A 19769-nucleotide genomic window follows, 5' to 3' on the forward strand; every position below is an offset into this window, starting at 1 on the left:
GGACCCGCGGGTCAGTCGTCGTCCACGTCGCTGTCGTCCTCGCGCAGTCTGCGCCAGAGGCGGGTGCGGTGGAGGACGTACAGCGCCACGACCAGGAAGGCGACCTGCAGGCCCACGGCGAGCAGCCAGAAGACGGCGCGGCTCTCCAGTTCGTCCGTCAGGTAGAGGAAGTTCATGCCGAAGAACCCGGTCACGAAGGTCAGCGGCAGGAAGATCGTCGACACCACCGCCAGCCGGTTGATCACGCCGTTCTGCTCGCCCGACACCAGCGAGGAGTAGCTGCCGAAGGCCCGCCGGGCGCTCTCCTGGAGGGACTCGATGTCCGCGAGCACGAGATTCCCGGTGCGCCGGTACTCGCGGACCAGCTGCCCGCGGTCCTCCCGGAAGCCCCGGTTCAGGACCCGGCGCGTCACGCTCTCCTCCGCCACCCGGTGGTAGGGGAGCAGGGTGTGGTGGAGCATGGCCGCGGTGCGCCGCAGCCGTGACAGGCGGTAGAGCTGCTCCGGCTCGCGCCGGCGGAACATGGCGTCCTCCAGGTCCTCCACCTCCAGCAGGGCCTGCACCGCGGCCCGGCGGTAGGTCTCCATGGCCTCGTCCAGCAGCAGGAACAGCATGGCCACGGAGTCCGAGGGGGCCTCGAGCGGGAACCGGGCGGTCACGTCCCCGATCAGGGGGGCCGGCCCCCGGTGCACGGTGAGCAGGTACCGCTCGGTCACCAGGACCTGGACGTGGACGACCCGGTCCCCGTCGACGGCCGGCACGACGAACACGCCGCCGTCCCCGCGGATCTCCGCCCGCGGGGACTCGTCCCGGCGCCCGAGCCAGGGCACGTCCGCGGCCTCCAGGCCGAGCAGGTGGGCGAGCGGCGGCTGGTCCGGTGCGTCGTCCTCGTCGGGCAGTTCCACGTCCACGAAGAGGAAGGGGGAGGCGGCGAGGAGCTCGCGGGCCTGCGACACGTCGCCACGGGTCAGGGTGCCGTCCGGCATGGACAGCATCGATACGATCATCGTCCCTCGCCGTGGGTCATCCGGTGCCGTGGATCCCAGCCTGTACGGCGGGGGACCGTGCGCAACCGCGGTGGCGCATTCGCCCGGAAACCGGCCCTCGAACAGGTGAGGCCGACCCGTCCGCGGGTGTTTTGCCTCAGAGGCAAGGAGGTTTGCCAGTCAGGCAATCCTCTGGCTCAATCGGCGTATGACTTCCGGATCCACCGGCCCCGAAGAAGCGGCCGGTACCGACCACCCGGCGGACGAGCTGCCCGCCGTGGCCCCGCAGCTGCGCGAGCTGCGCCGCCGTGCGGGCCTCACCCTGGAGGCCGCCGCCGCCCGGGCCCGGCTGTCGCCCGCCCACCTGTCCCGCCTGGAGACCGGCCGCCGCCAGCCCTCGCTGCCGCTCCTGCTCGGGCTCGCCCGCACCTACGGCACCACGGTGTCCGAGTTGCTCGGCGAGACCCCGGCCGTCGCCGATCCCATCGTACGGGCCGGCGGACCCGGCGCCCGCGAGGCCGACGGGTGGACGTACTGGCAGGCCGGTGGCTCCGGGCGTGGGATGCAGGCGCTGCGCGTGCACGTCCCGTACGGGCGCAGCCAGGGCGAACTGGTCCGGGTACATCCCGGCGAGGAATGGCTGTACGTGCTCGACGGGCGGCTGCGGCTGCACCTGGGGGAGACCGAGCACCTGCTCGAACCGGGCGACAGCGCCCACTTCGACTCGCTCACCCCGCACCGGATCGGCGCGGCCTCCTCGGGCGGGGCCGATCTGCTGTTCGTCCACACCCTGCTCCAGAGCAGTCTCGCCGGGCTGTGCCTCGGCGGATCCACCACGTCCACGCACCGCCCCTAAGCCGCAGAGCCGAGGAGGAGCCGTAACCATGACCCGAGGAGAGAACCCGGTGAGCACCGCTGACGCCCCCGAACCCGCGACCCCCGAACCCGCGATGACCCTGCGGACGCGCTTCGAATCGAAGTTCCCGCGCGGCCTCGTGATCCGGCTGATCGCCTACCTGTTCGTCGGCCACCTCTTCGCCTTCTTCGTCTATCTCCTCTTCGTCCTCGGAGCCCAGAACCAGTGACGCCGCGGAGCGCGTGACCGCGTGCCGCACGACTCTGGAAACGTGCAGGTCCCGCGGCTACCCTCCGCGCATGATTCCCACGGTTGTCTGGGGCACCGGCAACGTCGGCCGTTTGGCCATTCGTGCCGTAGAGGCCCATCCCGCGCTGGAACTCACCGCCGTCATCGTCCACGATCCGGCCAAGGTCGGCCGCGACGCGGGCGAACTCGGCGGACTCCACCACCCGTTGGGGGTGGCGGCCACCGACGACATCGAAGCCGTACTGGCCGCCCGCCCGCGGGCCGTGGTGTACGCCGCCTCCGGCGACGTCCGCCCCGACGAGGCCCTCGCCGACATCACCCGGGCCGTCCGGTCCGGGGCCGTCGTCGTCAGCCCCGCCCTCTATCCGCTCTACGACCACCGCAGCGCCCCACCGGAGTTCCGCGATCCGGTGCTCGCCGCCATCGCGGAGGGGGGCGGCTCGCTCTTCGCCTCCGGCGTCGACCCCGGCTGGGGCAACGACGTGCTCCCGCTCCTGATCAGCGGACTCGGCACCACCATCGACGCCATCCGCTGCCAGGAGATATTCGACTACTCCACCTACGACCAGCCGGACTCCGTCCGGTACCTCGTCGGCATGGGCCGGCCCATGGACTTCGAACCGATGATGCTCATGCCCTCCGTACCGACCATGGTGTGGGGCGGGCAGATCCGCATGATGGCACGCGCCCTCGGCGTCGAACTCGACGAGATCCGCGAGACGTCGGAGCGCCGCGCGCTCGACACCACCGTGACCACCCGGACCATGGGCGAGTTCGAGGCGGGCACCCAAGGGGCCATCCGCTTCGAGGTGCAGGGCATCGTCGAGGGCGAACCCCGCATCGTCATCGAACACGTCACCCGCATCCACGCCTCGTGCGCACCGGACTGGCCGACCCCGCCCGACGGCGGGGACGGCGCCCACCGGGTCGTCATCGAGGGCCGCCCCCGCATCGAGGTCACCATCGAGGCCACCGACGAGGGCGACAACCGCTCGGCCGGCGGCAACGCCACCGCCGTGGGCCGTCTCGTGAGCGCCATCGACTGGCTCGCCGAGGCGGAACCCGGACTCTACGACGCCCTCGACGTCCCCCTGCGCCCCGCCATCGGCAGACTCGGAAGGAAGCAGTCATGAGGATCGACATCCCCGAAGGCCAGCACCCCATCGAGTACGTCTGGGGCGACATGGTCCCCGGAATCGGCATGGCCGCGGCGAACTTCTCGCTGTCGGTGTACGCCCACACCACCCTGGGCCTGCGGGAGTTCGAGGCGGCCCGGCTGCGGGTCGCGCAGATCAACGGGTGCGTCTTCTGCCTCGACTGGCGCACGGAGCGCGACGGGGAGAAGGTCGAGGAGGAGTTCTCCGAGGCGGTCACCGAGTGGCGCACCACGAAGGCCTTCGACGACCGGACCCGCCTGGCCGCCGAGTACGCCGAGCGGTACGTGCTCGACCACCACGGGCTCGACGACGAGTTCTGGGAGCGGATGACCGCGCACTACAGCCAGTTGGAGATCGTGGAGCTGACCATGAGCATCGGCTCCTGGCTGGCCTTCGGACGACTCAACCACGTCCTGGGCCTCGACAGCGTGTGCGTCCTGCCCGGCCACTGACACGGGTCGACCGCAGCCGCCCTACGGCGGCTGCGGTGGGGGGTGAAGGCTCGGCTGCCTCTTACAGGTCGGTGGCGATGATCTTCTCGATGTTGCGTTCGGCGAGCGCCGTGATCGTGACGAACGGGTTCACGCTGGTGTTTCCGGGGATCAGCGCGCCGTCGATCACGTACAGACCGCTGTAGCCGTGCAGGCGACCGTAGTTGTCGGTGGCCTTGTTCAGCACCGCGCCGCCCAGCGGGTGGTAGGTGAGGGTGTCGTTCCAGATCTTGTAGGCCCCGAACAGGTCCGTCCGGTAGATCGTGCCCTCCTTCGCGTTGATCTTGTCGAAGATGGTCTTGGCCATGTCGATGGAAGGCTGCTTCCACGCGGTCTGCCAGCTGAGTTCGGCCTTGCCGGTGGCGGCGTTCCAGGTGAACTCCGCGCGGTTCGGGTTCTTGGTGATCGACAGGTAGAACGAGGCGTACGTCTCGATCCCGGTCGGCAGCGGCGCCACCTCGGCGAACGCCCCGCCGGCGTCCCAGTTGTCGATCCCGGAACAGGGGATGGTCGACTGGAGCTTGCCCGTCGGGTCCCACATGTGGTTGGCGCGGCCGCACATGACGTTGCCGTTGTCCCCCCAGCCCTTGCCGACCTCGCCGTTGAGGTTCGCCAGCGCGCCCGTGGCCTTCAGCTGGACCAGGAGCTTGCTGGTGCCGACGCTGCCGGCCGCGAAGAACACCCGGTCCGCCGTCACCGTCTTGGTGACCACGGTGTCGCCGGTGGTGTTCAGCTGGTCGATGACGACCGTGTAGCCGCCGCCGGTCGCGGGGGAGACCGAGGTGACCTTGTGCAGGGGGGAGATGGTGACCCGGCCCGTGGCCTTCGCACGGGCGAGGTAGGTCTGGTTCAGGGACTTCTTGCCGTGGTTGTTGCCGTACAGGATCTCCCCGTCCAGCGCCGACTTGGCGGCGGTGCCCGCCTGCTCCTGCTTCATGTAGTCCCAGTCGTACACGTCGGGCACGAAGGTCCACGCGAAGCCGGAGCGCTGGGCGTGCTTGCGGCCCACCCGGGAGAACTGGTAGCACTCGGCCGTCTCGAACCAGGCCGGGTCCACCATCCCGACGCCGAGGCCCGCGTTGGCCCTCGGGTAGTAGGTGCCGTACATCTCCTCGGCGTCCACCGACGGCAGGACGGACTGGAAGTTGGCCCGCTTGGGCGTGACGGCCATGCCGCCGTTGACCAGCGAACCGCCGCCCACGCCGCGGCCCTGGTAGACCGTGATGCCGGCGAAGTCCTCGGCGTCGAGGATGCCCGTGTACTTGGGGACGTCCTTGTCGATGGGGAACCCGAGGAAGTTGCTCAGCGGCGCCTTGGTCCGGGTGCGCAGCCAGAACGAGCGGTAGTCCGGACTGGTCACCTTGGGGAAGACCTTGCCGTCCGACCCCGGGGTGACCCAGTCCATGCCCATCTCGATCATCTGCACCTCGACGCCCGCCTCCGCGAGCCTCAGCGCGGCGACCGAGCCGCCGTAGCCGGTGCCGATGACCAGGGCCGGTACGTGGGCGCCACTGGCGATGGGGCCGGACGCCGCGGCGGCCTGATCCTGCGCCTGGGCGGCGGCCGGGGTGATGTGACCGGCGAGGGTCACGGCCCCGAGAATGGAACTCGTTCTAGCGATGAATCCGCGGCGCGAAAATCCATTGGAATCGTTTCCGGGCAGGGCTCTGTCACTCATGTGACGTTCCTCACTCTCGGCGGAATGGGAACGAGTTCTACTGCCGCCATCGTGCGAAGTCACTACATACGTCTAGGTAACTTTCGGTCGATCACGTAACAGTGGGGGACGGATCCCGGCCCCGCAGCCACCCCAGGACCAGGACGGAGGCGACCGCTGCGAAGGCGCACCACGTGGAGGCGAACTCCAGTCGCCACAGCGCTGAGCAGGCCAATGCCCCGACGGCCAGCACCGCTCCGAGGACCCGCAGGCGCCTGTCACCGGCGAGCAGCAGGGAGCCGAGAGTGGCGAACAGGTAGCCCGCCAGGAGCAGCGGCATCCACGGAACATTCACGCCGTAACCAAGGGTGTGACCCCGCACCTCGGCGCTCACCGGCTCCGTCGACAGGCGGTACGACAGGACGCCCGCGGTGGCCACACCGACGGCGAGCGGCCCCCACAGCCGGCGGCGGGCCTCCGGTCCGGCCGCGAGGAGCACCCCGAGCGGCACCCACACGGGCAGCAGGGGGAAGGCGATCACGGCCCAGGCCGTGGCGGCGGGGGAGCGCCCGCCGTCCGACGCCCAGACCGCGGCCTCCAGCAGCTGGTGCACGCCCAGCAGCAGCGGCAGCGCTGCGAGCGGCAGATCACGGACCCGCCGCACCCGGGCCAGGCACACCGCCCCGACGGCGGCGATCACCGTGCCCGCCGCCAGATCGGCCGTGGCGTTCCAGCACACGCGATCAGCCCGGCCCTGGCCGGAGGAACGCGGTCAACTCCGCCCACGCTCCTCATCGACGTCGCGCGGGGGTTCGAGCGGCGGGGCGGCCACCGCGCAGTACCGGTGGCACTCCGGGTGACAGGCCCCCGGCGCCGGGGACCGCACGGTCGCCCAGGCCACCACCGCGCCCACCAGGAACGCTCCCGCACACCAGACCATCGCCCGCCCGAAGGCCGCGTCGAACTCGACCGGCGAGCGGTAGGACTCCGGCGCCATCCCCGCCAGCAGCGGCAGCGCCGCCACCGCGAGCAGTCCGGCCGCCCGCGCCGCCGCGTTGTTGATGCCGCTGGCCAGACCCGCCCGTCCGGGGTCCACCGAGGACAGCACGGTCGCCGTCAGCGGAGCCACCAGGGCCACCAGCCCCAGCCCCATCACGGCCATCGCGGGCAGCACGTCCGCCACGTACGAGGCGTCCGGCCCCACCCGCAGCATCAGCAGCGCCGCGGCCCCGCAGACCAGCGGCCCCACCGTGAGCGGGATCCGCGGCCCGATCCGCTCCGCGAGCTCACCCGAACGGGCCGACAGCAGCAGCATCAGCAGGGTCGTCGGCAGCATCGCGGCCCCGGCGGCCAGCGCCGAGTACCCGGACACCACCTGGAGCTGGAGCACGACGAGGAAGAAGAACCCGGAGATGGCCCCGTACACGCACAGGGTGACCAGATTGACGGCCGTGAACTGCCGGGAGCGGAAGATGTCCGGCGGCACCATCGGGTCCGCCCGATGCCGCTCCAGCCACACGAACGCGACCGCGAGCAGCACGCCGGCCACCGCCGCGGCGATCACCGGCGCCGTGGCGGCCTGGGCCTCGATCAGCGCGTACGTGACCAGGGCCAGCGAGGCTGCCCCCAGCACCGCGCCGGCCACGTCGAAGCGGCCGTGCGCCTGCGGGTCCCGCGATTCCGGTACGTGCCGCAGCGCCACCGGCACGCACACCGCGGCCAGCGGCACGTTCAGCAGGAACACCCAGCGCCAGCCCGGCCCGTCCACCAGCCAACCGCCCAGGAACGGACCCACGGCGGCGCCCACTCCGCCCAACCCCGACCACAGGCCGACGGCCCGCCCCCGGTCCCGGCCGCGGATGGAGCCCTGGATCAGCGCGAGCGAACCGGGCGTGAGCAGCGCCCCGCCGATGCCCTGCAGCGCACGGGCGGCCACCAGCACCCCGGCGTTCGGCGCGATCCCGCAGAGCAGGGAGCCCACCGCGAACCAGACCACGCCCAGCACGAACACGCGCCGCCGCCCGAAGCGGTCGCCGAGCGCCCCGCCGACGAGGATCAGCGCGGACAGGGTCAGCAGATACGCGTTGACCGTCCACTGGAGCACGGCCAGATCGGCGCCCAGGTCCTCCCCGATGCGCGGCAGCGCGACGTTGACCACCGTCGAGTCCAACAGCGCCATGCTCGACCCGAGCACCGTGGTCAGCAGGATCCACCGCCCCCGCGCCGACGCGATCGCGACCCCGGGAGCCGCGGAGTCGCCCTGGTCACCGGAACCGGAGGGTGCGGTCATGCCCCCAGGCTGGCCCGCGCGGCCGGGAAAGGCCACCCGGAGCCACCCCCTCCGGGGCGCGGAGCCGGGTGGGCGGACCGGCATTCGAGTGGCCGGCGCCCGGATTCCGGCGCGACCGGACCCGCGGCCGGCGCACGCCTGGTTAGCGTGGCTGACCATGACGCTCCTGAGCGACCAGGCCGACGACATCCGGGCCCTCGTGGCCGCCGCCGATCCCGGGGCGGTGTGGGCCTTCGGCGACGCCGACGGCGTCCATGCGGGTTCGCGAGACGGGGAAGCCGGCGAGGAGGCGGTCGACGCGGGCGGACTGTGCGCCGTACTGGCCCTCTGGCCGGTGATCGGGAGCCTCGTCGAGGACGGCTCCCTGCGGCTGCACACCCCGATCGCGGCCTACGGGGAAACGGACGCCCCCGCCGGGACCACCGCGCACCACCTCCTCACGCACCCCGCCGGATCCGCCGACCTCACCCGGCTCGCCGAACGACTCTCCGGCAGCCCGCTCGGCGCGCTCGCCGCCACCAGGATCTGGGGCCCGCTCGGCATGACCACCACCCGGTTCGCCGACGGCACCCTGTACACCTCCCTCGCCGACCTCGTCCGCTTCCTGCGCCACCTCCTCGCACCGGATCCGGTGGCGCAGGGCGAGCCGGCCGCGCAGCCCGAGCCCACCGGCCGGGCCGTCCCGACCCACGCCTGGACCACCGATTCCCTCCGCATCCGCACCGGGGAACTCACCCCCGCCCGGGGCCTCCTCTGGCACCCCGCCCCGCACGGCGTCTGGACGCACCCCGCCCCGGCCGACGACGGCCCGGCCGTGTGGATCTCGCTGCGCCCGAACCGGTGGGCGTTCCTCCTCCCGACGGCCGCCGGGCAGCGGCCGCTCCGCTCCGCCTTCCGCGAGGCCGTCTTCCAGCGGACCGGCGCTCGCGCACTCCCGGGGTGGGACGTACGGTGATGCCGATGTCACCGACCGTCGTCGCCCATGCCGCGGAGGTACACGCATGCGTACGGTCCAAGGGACCGCCCTGGACGGGCTGAGAGCCCGCGTACGGGCCCTCGGCGCCGAAGCTCCGGACCGGCGGACACCCGCCGCCCCCACCTTCGGCGCCCGCCTGCGCGGCTTCGTCCGCACGGGCACGCCGCGCGCGACCGCCGCCGCCCTGAGCGCCCTGCGGGCCCGGCGGGGCGATGCGCCGGCCCTCCTGCGCACCCGGTCCGGACGCACCTTCCTCGTCCTGCTCGACCCCGTGGACCTCGACCGCTTCTACGCCGAACCCGTGAGCCTCCTCGCCGCGGACCCGCCGGAGAAGTGCCGCGGCACGGCCGCCGAGGAGCCCGCCGGCATCGGCTGCTCCCGCGGCGAACTGCGCGCCCAGCGGCGCCGGATCAACGAGGAGACACTGGCCGCGGGCGTCCCCGTACACCCCTCGTACGACAGCTTCCTCGCCGCCGTCGCGGCCGAGGCCCCCCACCTGACCGCCGCCCGCACCCTCGACCTCGTACGCGCCCGGCACGCCGTGCACCGCGCGGCCCGCCGGATCGTGCTCGGCGAGGACGCCGCCTCCGACGAGGAGCTCGCCGGCTGGCTGCGGCAACTGCGGGGCGGGCGGGCCCGGTCCGCCCGAGGCGTCTACGCCAAGGCCCACGCACGCATCCAGCGGTACGCCGCCGGCGCCGGCGACGACACCCTCGTGGGCCGCGCCACCCGCCGAGCCGACCCGGCCGGCGCCCTCGACCCGCTGCGCCAGGCCCACCACTGGCTCCTCGCCATGGACGCCGTACCCGGCACCCTGCTGAACACCCTGCTCCTGCTCGGCGCGCACCCGGCCGAACAGGACGCGGCCGCCGCGGAAGCCGCGCGCGGCGGGGACGCCGGTGAACTGCCCCGGTTGCGGGCCTGCGTTCGCGAGGCCCTGCGCCTCTACCCGGTGGTGCCCGACCTGATCCGCGTCACCCGGGCCGAGACCGAGTGGCGGGGCGTGCGCTACCCGCCGGGCACCTCCGTGCTGCTGCCCGCCGCCTTCCACCAGCGCGATCCCGAACGGGTCCCGGCCGCGCACGTGTTCGTACCCGGCCGGTGGAAGAACCCCGACGCCGACCAGGACATCCGGATCGCGCCCTTCAGCCACGGCGGCGGACGCTGCCCGGGCGACCAGCTCGGCCTGATGATCACAGCGGCGTTCTGCGCGGAGGTCCTCCGGGGCCACCGGCTCACCGCCGCCCGGCCGGTCCTGGACCCGGTGGGGCCGCTGCCCGCCACCCTCGACCCGGGAGCCGTCCGGATCACCCTCACCCGTCGCTGACGGTCCCCGCTCCTTCCTTCGTTTCCCTCCCGTCCTCCCCCCCGGCCGACCACAAGAGGAACCCATGCCCGACGCCGCGACCGCGTCCTCGTCCTCGTCCTCCTCGTCGTACCCGCCGTCCGCGCCCCCCGACCTGGACGCCGACCTGCTCGACGCCCTGTGCCGCGCCCTCGCCGAGGCCGCCGACGCCGTCGGCGAGGCCTCCCGGGACGCCTCCGCACTCGCACTCGGCCGCCGGCTGCCCGCCGCGGCCCTCGCCCGGGGAGGCGCCCACCGCCTCGGCTGGCGCACCCTGCTGCGCACCCTCACCGAGCCCGCCGGGCTCGGCTGGGCCCCGCGCGGTCGGGGAGTCGCGGGGGTGGGCCGGATCGCCGGGGTCCTGACGGGCCGTGAGAGCCTCGCGATCAGCATCGCCGTCTGCGGGCTCAGGGCCCGCATCCGGGCGGCGGGCACGAGCTGTCCCGAACTCCTCGCCGACCCGGGGGCGGCGGCCGTCCTCACCGCGGTCGGGGAGGGCCGGCAGGGCGAGGCGGTCCGCCTGTTCCGCCGCATCGTGCGGGACCAGGGCGCCGAGCACGCGTTCGCCCTGCTGTCCCCGTACTTCGCCGACATCCTGGCCTGGAGCGCCCTGACCGACGTGAACCCCTTCAACGACCACGCCGGCTGGCAGGTCGCCACGGGGCGCGCCCAGGAGGCGGAACCCCTCATCGGGCTCGGCGCCGCCTTCCTCGCCTTCTGCGACCGCGGCCGGGGTCTGACGGAACGGCCCACGGGGCACCCCGCCGCACGACCCGCGGGACAGTCCGCCAAGCCGTACGCGAAGCCCTACGCCCGGCAGCCCGGCTGGGCGGCCGCCGTACAGCCGGCCCGCGCAGGGAACTCCGCCGCCCGCCGCCGGGCCGCGCGACAGCTGCCCCGCCGGGCCCCGCGTCCGACGCCCGGCGGCCCGCTCGGGCTCTGCGACCACGCCGCCGCGCTGCGCTCGCACGCGGTCCGGCTGCGCGCGGCGGCCGCCGCGCCGGGATGGCACGGCCCGCAGAGCGACGGCCTGCGCGCCGAGGTGGCGGCCCTCGCCGACCGCTGCGCGACGGCGGCCGCGGGCCTCGCCCTCGCCGCCGTACAGCTACAGGACACGTGACGGCGGCGGCACGCGGACCGGCCCCGCCGCTCAGCCCTCCGCGGCGCGGAGCCGGCGCAGCGCTGCCAGCGCCCTCTCGGTGACTTCCTCCGGGGATCCGGACACGTCCACGGCGACGCCGAGTTCGTCCGACCCGAGCGGTTCCAGGGCGCCGAACTGGGAGTCCAGCAACGTGGTGGGCATGAAGTGCCCCCTGCGGGCCGACATCCGCTTCTCGATCAGCGGGCGGTCACCGGTGAGGTGGACGAACACCGCCCCGGGCGCCGCCGCGCGGAGCCGGTCCCGGTAGACGCGCTTGAGCGACGAGGCCGCCACCACCCCGCCGCTGCGCCCCGCGCTGTTGCGGATCCACTCGCCGATGGCGTCCAGCCACGGCCACCGGTCGGCGTCGTCCAGCGGGATGCCGGCCGACATCTTGGCGACGTTGGCCGCGGGGTGGAAGGCGTCTCCCTCCGCGTACGGAATGCCCAGGGCCTCCGCGAGCAGTTGGCCCACGGTCGTCTTGCCCGTACCGGCCACGCCCATCACCACAATGACGCGCTGGGTGCCCACGTCCACCTCGCTGTCCTCGTCGAGCCCGTTCCGTGCCCACCACTCAACCGCATTTCCCGCCGCGGGGGCCGGCTACACGGCGCCGGCGCGGTCGCCCGCGCCGGCGCCGTGCGGCACGACCGTCAGGCGTCGAGGACCGCGATCTCGATGCCGTCGAGGCGCTCCGGCTCCGCGACGACGTCGATCGCGCTGATCAGCCCGTCCTCGACGGTGAAGCGGAGCACGAGGAACAGCTTTCCGTACGGCGCCATCGCGAGGCCGACCGTGCCGTCGACCAGCGCGGTCTGCGTGGCCAGGGCGCGCTGCATGGCGGCCATCGCACCCGTGGCCACGGGGACGGCACCACGGACGACGATCGGCTTGGCGGAGGGGCCGACCGCCGTGTCTGCGGTGAGCACCACACCGGGGTGCAGCAGGGCCACCAACGCGTCGAAGTTCCCGCCGCGGGTGGCGGCGAGGAAGGCGTCCACGACGACACGCCGACGGGTCAGATCGGCGTCGGGGACCAGCGGTACGCCCTTGACCCGGCGCCGGGCGCGACTGGCGAGCTGCCGGGTCGCGGCCGGGGTCTTCTCGATCATCTCGGCGATCTCGTCGAAGGAGACGGAGAACATGTCGTGCAGGACGAACGTGAGGCGCTCGGCCGGTGACAGCTTGTCGAGCACGACGAGCAGGGCCAGCCCGACGGAGTCGGCCATCACCGCCTCCTGCTCCGGGTCGATCGCGTCCTCACGGCCGGCGGCGGGGTCGGTGGGGTAGGCGTCGATGGAGTCCTCGCGCCGGGTCCGGCGGCTGCGCAGCATGTTCAGGCACACCCGCGACACGACCGTGGTCAGCCAGCCGCCGAGGTTCTCGACCTCGCCGGTGTCGGAGCGGTCCAGGCGCAGCCAGGCCTCCTGAACGGCGTCATCGGCCTCGCTGAGCGAACCGAGCATCCGGTAGGCCACCGCTCTCAGATGAGAGCGGTGCTCCTCGAAGCGCTCCGTCAATGTCGAGCTCTCGTCCACTGTGTTCATTCCTCCCCTGGCGGATGATGATCAAAGTAGACGTGAGTCGGAGCCCGGCATAATGGCGCCGGACAGCCGAATCCGGTGAACGAGGCAGACGTCGGGCCGCAAGGCGGCCCGGCAGGAGAGGGAGCCCCTGATGGATGTGCAGCACTTCGAGCGGATCACCGCATTCATCGAAGCGCGGCTCACCCCGCTGTTCGACGCGGAGACGGGGAGCGAGTACGGCTTCTCCATGGACGACACCGGCCGCGCGCTGCGGGCGCTGCGCAACGCCGTCCTGGAGGCTTCGGCGATCAAGGGCCTGCTGGAGAAGCGCGAGTCCGCGGAACCGGCCATGCGCCGCGTCATCGACCAGTCGGTGGAGCACAACTGGGACGTCCTGCGCGGGATCGCCCGCCAGTGGGAGGACCACGCCGACTTCCGGCACGAGTTCAAGCACCACGCCTGGGAGCTGGACCACCACCACGACCACGACGTGGTCTCCGCGGAGGCCTGACCGCCGCCCGGTCCGCCCCGGCGGCCGGACCCGCGCGGATCACGCGGAGGGATCGGCCGCCTCGCGGGGCGTGGTCTGTTGGACCGCCCAGCCGTTGCCGTCGGGGTCGGAGAAGTAGACGAAGGACCCCCAGGGCATGTCCTGGATCTCGGTGACCTCGATGCCCCGGCCCCGCAGGTCCTCGTACGCCTCCTCGATGTCGGTGACGACGACCTGCATGTTGTCCAGCGATCCCGGGGCCATCCGGGTGAGCCCCTTGCCGATCGCGATCGAGCAGGCCGACCCCGGCGGGGTCAGCTGCACGAAGCGGATGTCCTCGCTCACCGTCACGTCGTGGTCGGCGTTGAAGCCGATGCGCTCGTAGAAGGCCTTGGCCCGGTCCACATCGGTGACGGGCACGGCGACCAGCTCCAGCTTGATGTCCATGCCGGCATCATGCGCCAGGCGCCGTGACGCCGCCGCCCGAGGCGGGGACGGTGTCGTCCGGGACGGTGTCGCCCGGAACGGTGGCGCCAGAAGCGGTGGCGCCAGAAGCGGTGTCCGCCGCCGCGAACTGGGTCCGGTACAGCTCCTCGTACCGTCCCCGCGCCGCCAGCAGCTCGGTGTGCGTGCCCCGTTCCACGATCCGGCCGTCCTCGACGACCAGGATCAGGTCAGCCGCCTGTACGGTCGACAGCCGGTGTGCGATCACCACCGCGGTCCGGCCGGCGAGGGCCTCGCCCAGGGCCTCCTGCACCGCCGCCTCCGAAGTGGAGTCCAGGTGGGCGGTGGCCTCGTCGAGGACCACCACCCGCTGACGGGCCAGCAGCAGTCGCGCGATGGTCAGCCGCTGCCGTTCCCCGCCCGACAGTCGGTAGCCGCGCTCTCCGACGACCGTGTCCAGCCCGTCCGGCAGCGAGGCGACGAGCCCGTCCAGGCGGGACCGCCGCAGCGCCTCCCAGATCTCCTCCTCGGTGGCGTCGGGCCTGGCCAGCAACAGGTTCGCCCGTACGGACTCGTGGAAGAGGTGTCCGTCCTGGGTGACCATGCCGAGGGTCTCGCGGATCGAGTCGGCCGTGAGGTCCCGTACGTCGATCCCGCCGAGGCGGACCGCGCCCGCGTCCGCGTCGTACAGGCGCGGCAGCAGTTGCGCGATGGTCGACTTGCCGGCGCCCGACGAACCCACCAAGGCGATCATCTGCCCGGGTTCGGCGCGGAAGGACACCTCGTGCAGCACCTGTGTCCCGCCCCGGGTGTCGAGGGTGGCGACCGACTCCAGTGAGGCGAGCGAAACCTTGTCGGCGGACGGGTAGCCGAAGGAGACCGCGTCGAACTCCACCGTCACCGGCCCCTCCGGCACCCGCCGGGCCTCCGGCTTCTCGGCGATCAGCGGCTTCAGGTCGAGGATCTCGAAGACCCGCTCGAAGCTCACCATGGCGCTCATCACCTCGACGCGGGCGCCGGCGAGTGCGGTGAGCGGGGCGTACAGCCGCGTCAGGAGAAGGGCGAGGGCGACGACGGAACCCGCGTCCAGGGTCCCGCGCAGGGCGTAGAACCCGCCGAGGCCGTAGACGAGCGCGAGGGCCAGTGCGGAGACCAGGGTGAGGGCCGTGATGAAGGCCGACTGGGCCATCGCCGTGCGGATGCCGATGTCGCGCACCCGGCCCGCTCGCGCCGCGAACTCGGCGGATTCGTCGGCGGGCCGCCCGAAGAGCTTGACCAGCGTCGCGCCGGGAGCGGAGAAGCGTTCCGTCATCTGGGTGCCCATCGCGGCGTTCAGGGCCGAGGCCTCCCGCTGCATCGCCGCCATCCGCGCGCCCATCCGGCGGGCCGGCAGTACGAACACGGGCAGCAGCACCAGTGCGAGGAGGGTGATCTGCCAGGAGATGCTCAGCATCACGGCCAGCGTGAGCAGCAGGGTCACGGTGTTGGCGACGACCCCCGACAGGGTGTTGCTGAAGGCCCGTTGGGCGCCGATCACGTCGTTGTTGAGGCGGCTGACCAGGGCTCCGGTCCGGGTGCGGGTGAAGAAGGCGACCGGCATCCGCTGCACGTGGTCGAAGACCGCCGTCCGCAGGTCCAGGATCAGCCCCTCGCCGAGCGTCGCGGACAGCCTGCGGGTCAGCAGGCCCAGCCCCGCCTCGACGACGGCGATCAGCGCGATGAGCAGGGCGAGGCGGACGACCGTGTCGCCGTCCCGCCCGGCGACGATCGCGTCGACGACCCGGCTGGCGAGCACCGGGGTGGCCACCGCGAGCAGGGCGGTGACCACGCTCAGCAGCAGGAAGAAGGTGAGCCCGCGGCGGTGCGGGCGGGCGAAGGCGGCGACGCGGCGCAGGCTCGCCCGGGAGAGCGGGCGCCGGTCCTGCTGGGCGTTGATGGCGCTGTGGAGCGAGGTCCAGGCGGTGACTTCCATGTCCATGGCCCGAACGGTAATACCTCAACCAAACTTGAGGTCAATGGATTCCCAACTCGCCATTCAAACGAGCCGGTTGACTGAAGAAACACCCTCCCGCGATCATTCCCGCGACAGATCGGCCAACGGGACCTCCGGCAATACCAAGGACGTCTGCTGGTCGACGCCGGGCCGGGACACCCCGTTCAGCGGCTGGTGGTGGAAGTTCGGCCCGACGCTCCACCTCTGCGGCAGCAGCGACCGCAGCGGCAGCCGGCGCCCAACCGGCTTTCCCTCCAAGGAAATCGGCGACTCCCGCCCTCTGTCGGTGCCCGGTGGCATCATCGGTCCATGACGCAGGGATCCGAGTCAGTCCGCTTCGGCAAGAGCACCACCGACACCGTCCTGCACCGCTTCGAGCAGTGGGCCCGCGAGGCCCCCGACGGGCTCGCCGTCGTCGCCGGCCACGAGAGCTTCACCTACGAACAGCTCGACACGGACGCCAACCGGCTGGCGCACCACCTGCTCGCCTCCGGCCTGCCGCCCGGCGGCCTCGTCGCGATCGGGACCACCCGCCAGGCCGAACTCCTCATCGCCCTCCTCGCCGTCCTCAAGGCGGGCGGTGCCTACACCGTCGTCGATGTCGACACACCGCGCACCGGACGGCTCCAGCTCACCGCCGTCGAGCCCTTCGCGCTGCTCACCCGGGCCGCCCGCGAAGCGGCCCTCGACAACGGGAACGGCCTGCGGGTGATCCGCCTGGAGGAGCAGACCGCCGCCGTCGCGCGGCAGCCCGCAGGGCCGCCCGGGGTCGCGGCGTCCACCGGGACCGCCGCGGTCCTGTTCACCGCCGGAGCGGAGCCCCGGGCCGTACCCACCGGCCACACGACGTTGCTCGCCGCGTACGAGGGGTGGGCCGAAGTGGCCCGGCCGGCCCCCGAGGACCGCCACCTGATCACGGCCGGAGCGGCCCTCACCGACTTCGCCGCGGGCTGGACCCGAGCCCTGTGCTCCGGCGGCACCCTGGTCCTCCCCGTCATCTCCCCCTGGAAGCCCGAGGACCTGCGGGCGGCGATCGACGGCGAACGCGTCTCCGTCCTGCACACCGACCCGGCCTGCGCCGAACGGCTCCTCGTGCGCGGGTCGAAGCCCGCACCCGGCATTCCGCGGAGCCGGGGCACGTTCGGGCCGGACTTCGGGGCCCTGCGCCTCATCGCCCTCACCGGCGACCGGCTCTTCCTCGACGAGCTGGACGCCCTCCAATCGCGGTTGCGGCCGGGCGTACGGGTGCTCGCCGTCTACGGCACGGCGGAGACGGCCGGAATCGGCACCCACTTCGAACTTCCGCACCTGCGCGGTCCGGTCGACGAACCGTACGGCCTCTCGCTGCTCGGTGTCCCCTTCCCCGGCTGGGACGTCGACGTCCGGGACGGGCAGATACGGCTCATGCCGCCGGGTGGCGGCGACGCCATCCCCACGGGGGACCTCGGGCTGCTGCGCCCGGACGGCCTTCTGGAGTTCCGCGGCCGGATCCGGGACCGGATCGCCGTGCCGGGCGGCGCCCTCGACCCCTATCCCGTCGAGGCCGCGATCCGGAGCCACCCCGGTGTCGGCCGGGCGGCCGTCACCGCGGTCGAGGAGGCCACCGGGGCCCGGCGGCTCGTCGCGTACCTCGCCCCGCCGCCCGGTGAGCAGATCGCCTGGGACGCGGCCGCCGCGCTGCCGGACATCGCAGGAGTGCGCGACCACCTGGCGGGAGTGGTCCTCAAGGCGGAGATTCCGCGCACCGTCATCAAGCTGCGCGCCCTGCCGCGCGGCAGGGCCGGCCAGGAGGACCGGACGGCCCTGCCGCTGCCGGCACGGCACGTTCCCGAGGCGGTGGCCCGGCCCAACAAGTTCGGCGGCGCGGCGCGGGCCGCCGAGGGTCCGGGCGGCTGCGCCTTCGGATGCATGGCGGTGGTGCTGGGCTTCGTCGCCATGCTGCTCACGAACGTGCTGTGGCCCGGCTCGACGGACCTCGGCGGGGTGCCCAACCCCTGGGCGACCCTCTTCTTCCTCCTCTACGTGTGCGAGGTGCTCGCCTTCGGCGCCGGAGTGCTGTTCCTGATCAACGGGCACCGCAGGATGAAGCACCGCAAGCTGGGCCGGCGGCGCACGAGGGCCGCCCATCTCGCCGTGAGTTACCTGCTCCTGGCCTGGTGGCCGCAGGACAACCTCTACCGCCTGGCGGCCAAGCACGACTGGCCGCAACAGGCACTCCTCGTCTACCTCTTCAACGTACCGCTGATGATCGCGGGCCTCATCGTGGCCGCGTTCGTCGCCAGGAAGCCGGACGATCCCTTCCACTTCGACCCGGAGGAGGAGGACGCCTAGTTCCTGCCATGGCACCAGGACGCGGCCGGCGGGCCGAACAGGGCGTCCACCGCCCGTGCCGCGGCCCGCACCCGCGCTTCCGCCGCGTCCAATACCCCCCTGCTGTGCGCGGCCACCAGCACACCCAGCCAGGGCGACGGTTCGAACGCCCCCGTCGGGATCGCGGGGACGAACACCGCCCCGAGCCGCGCGCACTCCCGTGCCAGGTCCGTGCACAGCTCGTCCAACTGCGCCTCGGGCAGCCGCGCGCCGAGCTCCACCCGGTCGACGATCCGTACGAGGTGCCCCGCGCCCCGCAGCGCGTCGAGCCGGGCCGCCACCATGAAGGCGATGGACGGGCCGGTCAACCGCAGGTTCGTCTCGGTCGGCGCGAGCCGTCGCCCCCCGGCGGTCACGAAGTCCACGTCGAACCAGCCCCGGTAGCCGGAGGCCGCCAGCTCCCGGCCCACCGCCGCACCGAAGGCGGTCAGCGGCTTCTCCGCCCACTCGGGCACCACCCCGGGCCCGACGGTGGCGCCCGCGTAGCAGCCGTCCCGTACCTCCATCACGGCCCCGCCGACCTCGTGGACGCGGCCGTCGGGGCCCACGAAGCCGTCGTAGGTGAGGTCGCGCGGGCCGTCGCCCCCGTCCGGGTCGTCGACGTACTCCTCCACCAGCAGCGGTCCGCGCGGCAGCCGCCGCAACAGGGCGCGGGCCCCGCCGGCCGCCCGCAGGCACTCGGGCGTGACCACCGTGGTGCCCGAACCGCCCACACCGTGCTCCGATTTCAGAACGGTGCTCTCGCCCGCCTCGGCCCGGACGGACAGGAGGCGGGCCGCCGCCCGCCGGGTGGCGGCCCGCCACTGCGCGGGGAGCACGATCCCGGGATGCCCGCCCTCCGCCAGGACCCGGCCGAACATCTCGTGCGCCGCGGACTTCGACTCGTACCGCAGCTCCCGGGGCTGCCACGGCCGGCCCGTCAGCGCCGCGAACGGCCGGGTCAGCCCCCACGGTACGAGCGGCAACCCGAACCCCGTCAGCCGCGCGGCGAGCGCGGGCCGCGCTCGGACGGCGTCCGTGAGGCCCGGGCCGCGCTCCACCAGCCCGTCGTACACCTCCACGTCCGACCATCCCAACTGGCGTCCCACCAGGTCCGTCCAGCCCCGCGGCACGGCCCGCGGCAGCACCAGCACGGCCGGGTCGGGGCCGTAGAAGGCGGCCAGGGAGGCGTAGTGGTGGGCGGGCCGCTGCTCCGCGTCCAAGGTGGCGTCGGCGAACTGCGCGTTGAACTCCGCGACGTTTCCCAGGTGCACGGCCCGGCCGCCGCCGGTCCACTCCCGCGCCCAGTCGGCGAGCGGGACGGGGGCCACCTCGAAGGGCACGAGGGCGGTCGGGTCGGCGCCGATGCCCGGGCGGACCTCCCCGGCCCGTGCGCCCATCGCCCGGTAGAACCCGGCCGCGTGCGGATCGGATTCGATCGCCAGCCCGCGCACCCCCAGAGCCACCGCCCTGCGCAGGACGTCCCGGTACAGCAGACGCCCCACGCCCCGCCCGATCGCAGCCGGTTCGACGAAGAGCAGACCGAGCACGGCGTGCGGGGGAGAACCCTCCAGGGAGGCGAGTCCGAGGACCGCCCCGCCCTCGTCCTCGGCCACCACGACCCTGCGGGCGGTCACGTCCTCGGCACGGATCCGCAGCTCCCCGGCGCACGCCGCGAGGAAGCCGGCGTCGTACCCCCAGTACGCCTTGGACCGCATCACCAGCCCCGTCAGGGCCTCGGCCTCGTCCGCCCGCGCGGCCCTGACCTTTACCAATTCACGACCTCCCCATGGTCTGCCGTAGGGCCGTGCGATAGATT

The 19769-nt window shown here is 73.2% G+C and carries 19 protein-coding genes; 10 read left to right on the forward strand and 9 right to left on the reverse strand.

Features of this window, described 5'->3' with window-relative positions:
* Positions 1 to 11 precede the first annotated feature (11 nt).
* Positions 12 to 995 carry a CorA family divalent cation transporter gene (locus tag ACFYZL_RS19335; protein ID WP_388680262.1) on the reverse strand — a complete coding sequence of 328 codons (984 nt, stop codon included), beginning with the start codon at positions 993 to 995 and terminating at the stop codon, positions 12 to 14.
* 199 nt (positions 996 to 1194) lie between these two features.
* Between ACFYZL_RS19335 and ACFYZL_RS19340 the strand changes: the two genes are divergently transcribed.
* The 4 genes from ACFYZL_RS19340 (at position 1195) to ACFYZL_RS19355 (ending at position 3700) form a co-directional block, all read left to right on the forward strand.
* Positions 1195 to 1842, forward strand: a complete 648-nt coding sequence (locus ACFYZL_RS19340) for a helix-turn-helix domain-containing protein (RefSeq protein WP_384756400.1) — start codon at positions 1195 to 1197, stop codon at positions 1840 to 1842.
* Between the two features lie 49 nt (positions 1843 to 1891).
* On the forward strand, positions 1892 to 2071 hold the full coding sequence (locus tag ACFYZL_RS19345; protein ID WP_384756397.1) for a DUF6126 family protein: 180 nt from the start codon (positions 1892 to 1894) through the stop codon (positions 2069 to 2071).
* Between the two features lie 70 nt (positions 2072 to 2141).
* Complete coding sequence (locus ACFYZL_RS19350; protein ID WP_384756394.1) at positions 2142 to 3224, forward strand: dihydrodipicolinate reductase; 1083 nt, start codon at positions 2142 to 2144, stop codon at positions 3222 to 3224.
* Positions 3221 to 3700, forward strand: a complete 480-nt coding sequence (locus ACFYZL_RS19355; RefSeq protein ID WP_384579090.1) for a carboxymuconolactone decarboxylase family protein — start codon at positions 3221 to 3223, stop codon at positions 3698 to 3700. Before ACFYZL_RS19350 ends, ACFYZL_RS19355 begins: the two co-directional genes overlap by 4 nt.
* A 61-nt stretch (positions 3701 to 3761) precedes the next feature.
* On the opposite strand, the gene ACFYZL_RS19360 is transcribed toward ACFYZL_RS19355, so the two are convergent.
* The 3 genes from ACFYZL_RS19360 to ACFYZL_RS19370 all read right to left on the reverse strand — a co-directional run bounded on the left by ACFYZL_RS19360 (position 3762) and on the right by ACFYZL_RS19370 (position 7686).
* Positions 3762 to 5417, reverse strand: a complete 1656-nt coding sequence (locus ACFYZL_RS19360; RefSeq protein ID WP_384756391.1) for a GMC oxidoreductase — start codon at positions 5415 to 5417, stop codon at positions 3762 to 3764.
* 91 nt (positions 5418 to 5508) lie between these two features.
* The gene (locus ACFYZL_RS19365; RefSeq protein WP_388680268.1) at positions 5509 to 6135 is read right to left on the reverse strand and encodes a DUF6629 family protein; all 627 of its coding nucleotides are present in this window, start codon (positions 6133 to 6135) and stop codon (positions 5509 to 5511) included.
* A 33-nt stretch (positions 6136 to 6168) separates the two neighbouring features.
* Positions 6169 to 7686 (reverse strand): MFS transporter, encoded by a 1518-nt coding sequence (locus ACFYZL_RS19370; RefSeq protein ID WP_384756386.1) that lies wholly within the window; start codon positions 7684 to 7686, stop codon positions 6169 to 6171.
* Positions 7687 to 7843: 157 nt separating this feature from the next.
* Here ACFYZL_RS19370 and ACFYZL_RS19375 point away from each other — a divergent pair, with 157 nt between their 5' ends.
* The 3 genes from ACFYZL_RS19375 to ACFYZL_RS19385 all read left to right on the forward strand — a co-directional run bounded on the left by ACFYZL_RS19375 (position 7844) and on the right by ACFYZL_RS19385 (position 11127).
* Entirely contained in the window at positions 7844 to 8641 is a 798-nt protein-coding gene (locus ACFYZL_RS19375; RefSeq protein WP_384756383.1) for a hypothetical protein, read from the forward strand.
* A 46-nt stretch (positions 8642 to 8687) separates the two neighbouring features.
* Entirely contained in the window at positions 8688 to 9989 is a 1302-nt protein-coding gene (locus tag ACFYZL_RS19380; RefSeq protein WP_388680271.1) for a cytochrome P450, read from the forward strand.
* Between the two features lie 64 nt (positions 9990 to 10053).
* The gene (locus ACFYZL_RS19385; RefSeq protein WP_388680274.1) at positions 10054 to 11127 is read left to right on the forward strand and encodes a hypothetical protein; all 1074 of its coding nucleotides are present in this window, start codon (positions 10054 to 10056) and stop codon (positions 11125 to 11127) included.
* Between the two features lie 30 nt (positions 11128 to 11157).
* Here the strand turns inward: ACFYZL_RS19385 and ACFYZL_RS19390 are convergent, their stop codons facing one another.
* Together ACFYZL_RS19390 and ACFYZL_RS19395 are read right to left on the reverse strand one after the other, a co-directional pair.
* Entirely contained in the window at positions 11158 to 11652 is a 495-nt protein-coding gene (locus ACFYZL_RS19390; protein WP_384754122.1) for a gluconokinase, read from the reverse strand.
* Positions 11653 to 11801: 149 nt separating this feature from the next.
* Positions 11802 to 12695, reverse strand: coding sequence for a sigma-70 family RNA polymerase sigma factor (locus ACFYZL_RS19395; protein ID WP_384754120.1), 894 nt, complete (start codon positions 12693 to 12695; stop codon positions 11802 to 11804).
* Positions 12696 to 12825: 130 nt separating this feature from the next.
* Here ACFYZL_RS19395 and ACFYZL_RS19400 point away from each other — a divergent pair, with 130 nt between their 5' ends.
* Positions 12826 to 13185, forward strand: a complete 360-nt coding sequence (locus tag ACFYZL_RS19400) for a hypothetical protein (protein WP_384579077.1) — start codon at positions 12826 to 12828, stop codon at positions 13183 to 13185.
* Between the two features lie 39 nt (positions 13186 to 13224).
* Here the strand turns inward: ACFYZL_RS19400 and ACFYZL_RS19405 are convergent, their stop codons facing one another.
* Both ACFYZL_RS19405 and ACFYZL_RS19410 read right to left on the reverse strand, forming a co-directional pair.
* Positions 13225 to 13611 carry a VOC family protein gene (locus ACFYZL_RS19405; RefSeq protein WP_384579076.1) on the reverse strand — a complete coding sequence of 129 codons (387 nt, stop codon included), beginning with the start codon at positions 13609 to 13611 and terminating at the stop codon, positions 13225 to 13227.
* A gap of 7 nt (positions 13612 to 13618) precedes the next feature.
* Positions 13619 to 15586, reverse strand: a complete 1968-nt coding sequence (locus tag ACFYZL_RS19410) for an ABC transporter ATP-binding protein (protein ID WP_388680277.1) — start codon at positions 15584 to 15586, stop codon at positions 13619 to 13621.
* Positions 15587 to 15623: 37 nt separating this feature from the next.
* Between ACFYZL_RS19410 and ACFYZL_RS19415 the strand changes: the two genes are divergently transcribed.
* On the forward strand, positions 15624 to 15914 hold the full coding sequence (locus ACFYZL_RS19415; protein WP_388680280.1) for a hypothetical protein: 291 nt from the start codon (positions 15624 to 15626) through the stop codon (positions 15912 to 15914).
* Positions 15911 to 17932: an AMP-binding protein gene (locus ACFYZL_RS19420; protein WP_388680283.1), complete on the forward strand. Its 2022-nt coding sequence runs from the start codon at positions 15911 to 15913 to the stop codon at positions 17930 to 17932. Before ACFYZL_RS19415 ends, ACFYZL_RS19420 begins: the two co-directional genes overlap by 4 nt.
* On the opposite strand, the gene ACFYZL_RS19425 is transcribed toward ACFYZL_RS19420, so the two are convergent.
* Positions 17929 to 19725: a GNAT family N-acetyltransferase gene (locus ACFYZL_RS19425; protein WP_388680286.1), complete on the reverse strand. Its 1797-nt coding sequence runs from the start codon at positions 19723 to 19725 to the stop codon at positions 17929 to 17931. The genes ACFYZL_RS19420 and ACFYZL_RS19425 overlap by 4 nt on opposite strands.
* Positions 19726 to 19769: the final 44 nt, after the last annotated feature.

Source organism: Streptomyces sp. NPDC001717 (genome assembly GCF_042892775.1).
Classification (GTDB): domain Bacteria; phylum Actinomycetota; class Actinomycetes; order Streptomycetales; family Streptomycetaceae; genus Streptomyces.

Bases quoted from the DNA above. Each gene is read 5' to 3' on its own strand.
- ACFYZL_RS19335 (WP_388680262.1), bottom strand. From the start codon at position 995: ATGCTGTCCATGCCGGACGGCACCCTGACCCGTGGCGACGTGTCGCAG.
- ACFYZL_RS19340 (WP_384756400.1), top strand. From the start codon at position 1,195: ATGACTTCCGGATCCACCGGCCCCGAAGAAGCGGCCGGTACCGACCAC.
- ACFYZL_RS19350 (WP_384756394.1), top strand. From the start codon at position 2,142: ATGATTCCCACGGTTGTCTGGGGCACCGGCAACGTCGGCCGTTTGGCC.
- ACFYZL_RS19355 (WP_384579090.1), top strand. From the start codon at position 3,221: ATGAGGATCGACATCCCCGAAGGCCAGCACCCCATCGAGTACGTCTGG.
- ACFYZL_RS19360 (WP_384756391.1), bottom strand. From the start codon at position 5,417: ATGAGTGACAGAGCCCTGCCCGGAAACGATTCCAATGGATTTTCGCGC.
- ACFYZL_RS19370 (WP_384756386.1), bottom strand. From the start codon at position 7,686: ATGACCGCACCCTCCGGTTCCGGTGACCAGGGCGACTCCGCGGCTCCC.
- ACFYZL_RS19375 (WP_384756383.1), top strand. From the start codon at position 7,844: ATGACGCTCCTGAGCGACCAGGCCGACGACATCCGGGCCCTCGTGGCC.
- ACFYZL_RS19380 (WP_388680271.1), top strand. From the start codon at position 8,688: ATGCGTACGGTCCAAGGGACCGCCCTGGACGGGCTGAGAGCCCGCGTA.
- ACFYZL_RS19385 (WP_388680274.1), top strand. From the start codon at position 10,054: ATGCCCGACGCCGCGACCGCGTCCTCGTCCTCGTCCTCCTCGTCGTAC.
- ACFYZL_RS19390 (WP_384754122.1), bottom strand. From the start codon at position 11,652: ATGGGCGTGGCCGGTACGGGCAAGACGACCGTGGGCCAACTGCTCGCG.
- ACFYZL_RS19395 (WP_384754120.1), bottom strand. From the start codon at position 12,695: ATGAACACAGTGGACGAGAGCTCGACATTGACGGAGCGCTTCGAGGAG.
- ACFYZL_RS19400 (WP_384579077.1), top strand. From the start codon at position 12,826: ATGGATGTGCAGCACTTCGAGCGGATCACCGCATTCATCGAAGCGCGG.
- ACFYZL_RS19405 (WP_384579076.1), bottom strand. From the start codon at position 13,611: ATGGACATCAAGCTGGAGCTGGTCGCCGTGCCCGTCACCGATGTGGAC.
- ACFYZL_RS19410 (WP_388680277.1), bottom strand. From the start codon at position 15,586: ATGGACATGGAAGTCACCGCCTGGACCTCGCTCCACAGCGCCATCAAC.
- ACFYZL_RS19415 (WP_388680280.1), top strand. From the start codon at position 15,624: ATGGATTCCCAACTCGCCATTCAAACGAGCCGGTTGACTGAAGAAACA.
- ACFYZL_RS19420 (WP_388680283.1), top strand. From the start codon at position 15,911: ATGACGCAGGGATCCGAGTCAGTCCGCTTCGGCAAGAGCACCACCGAC.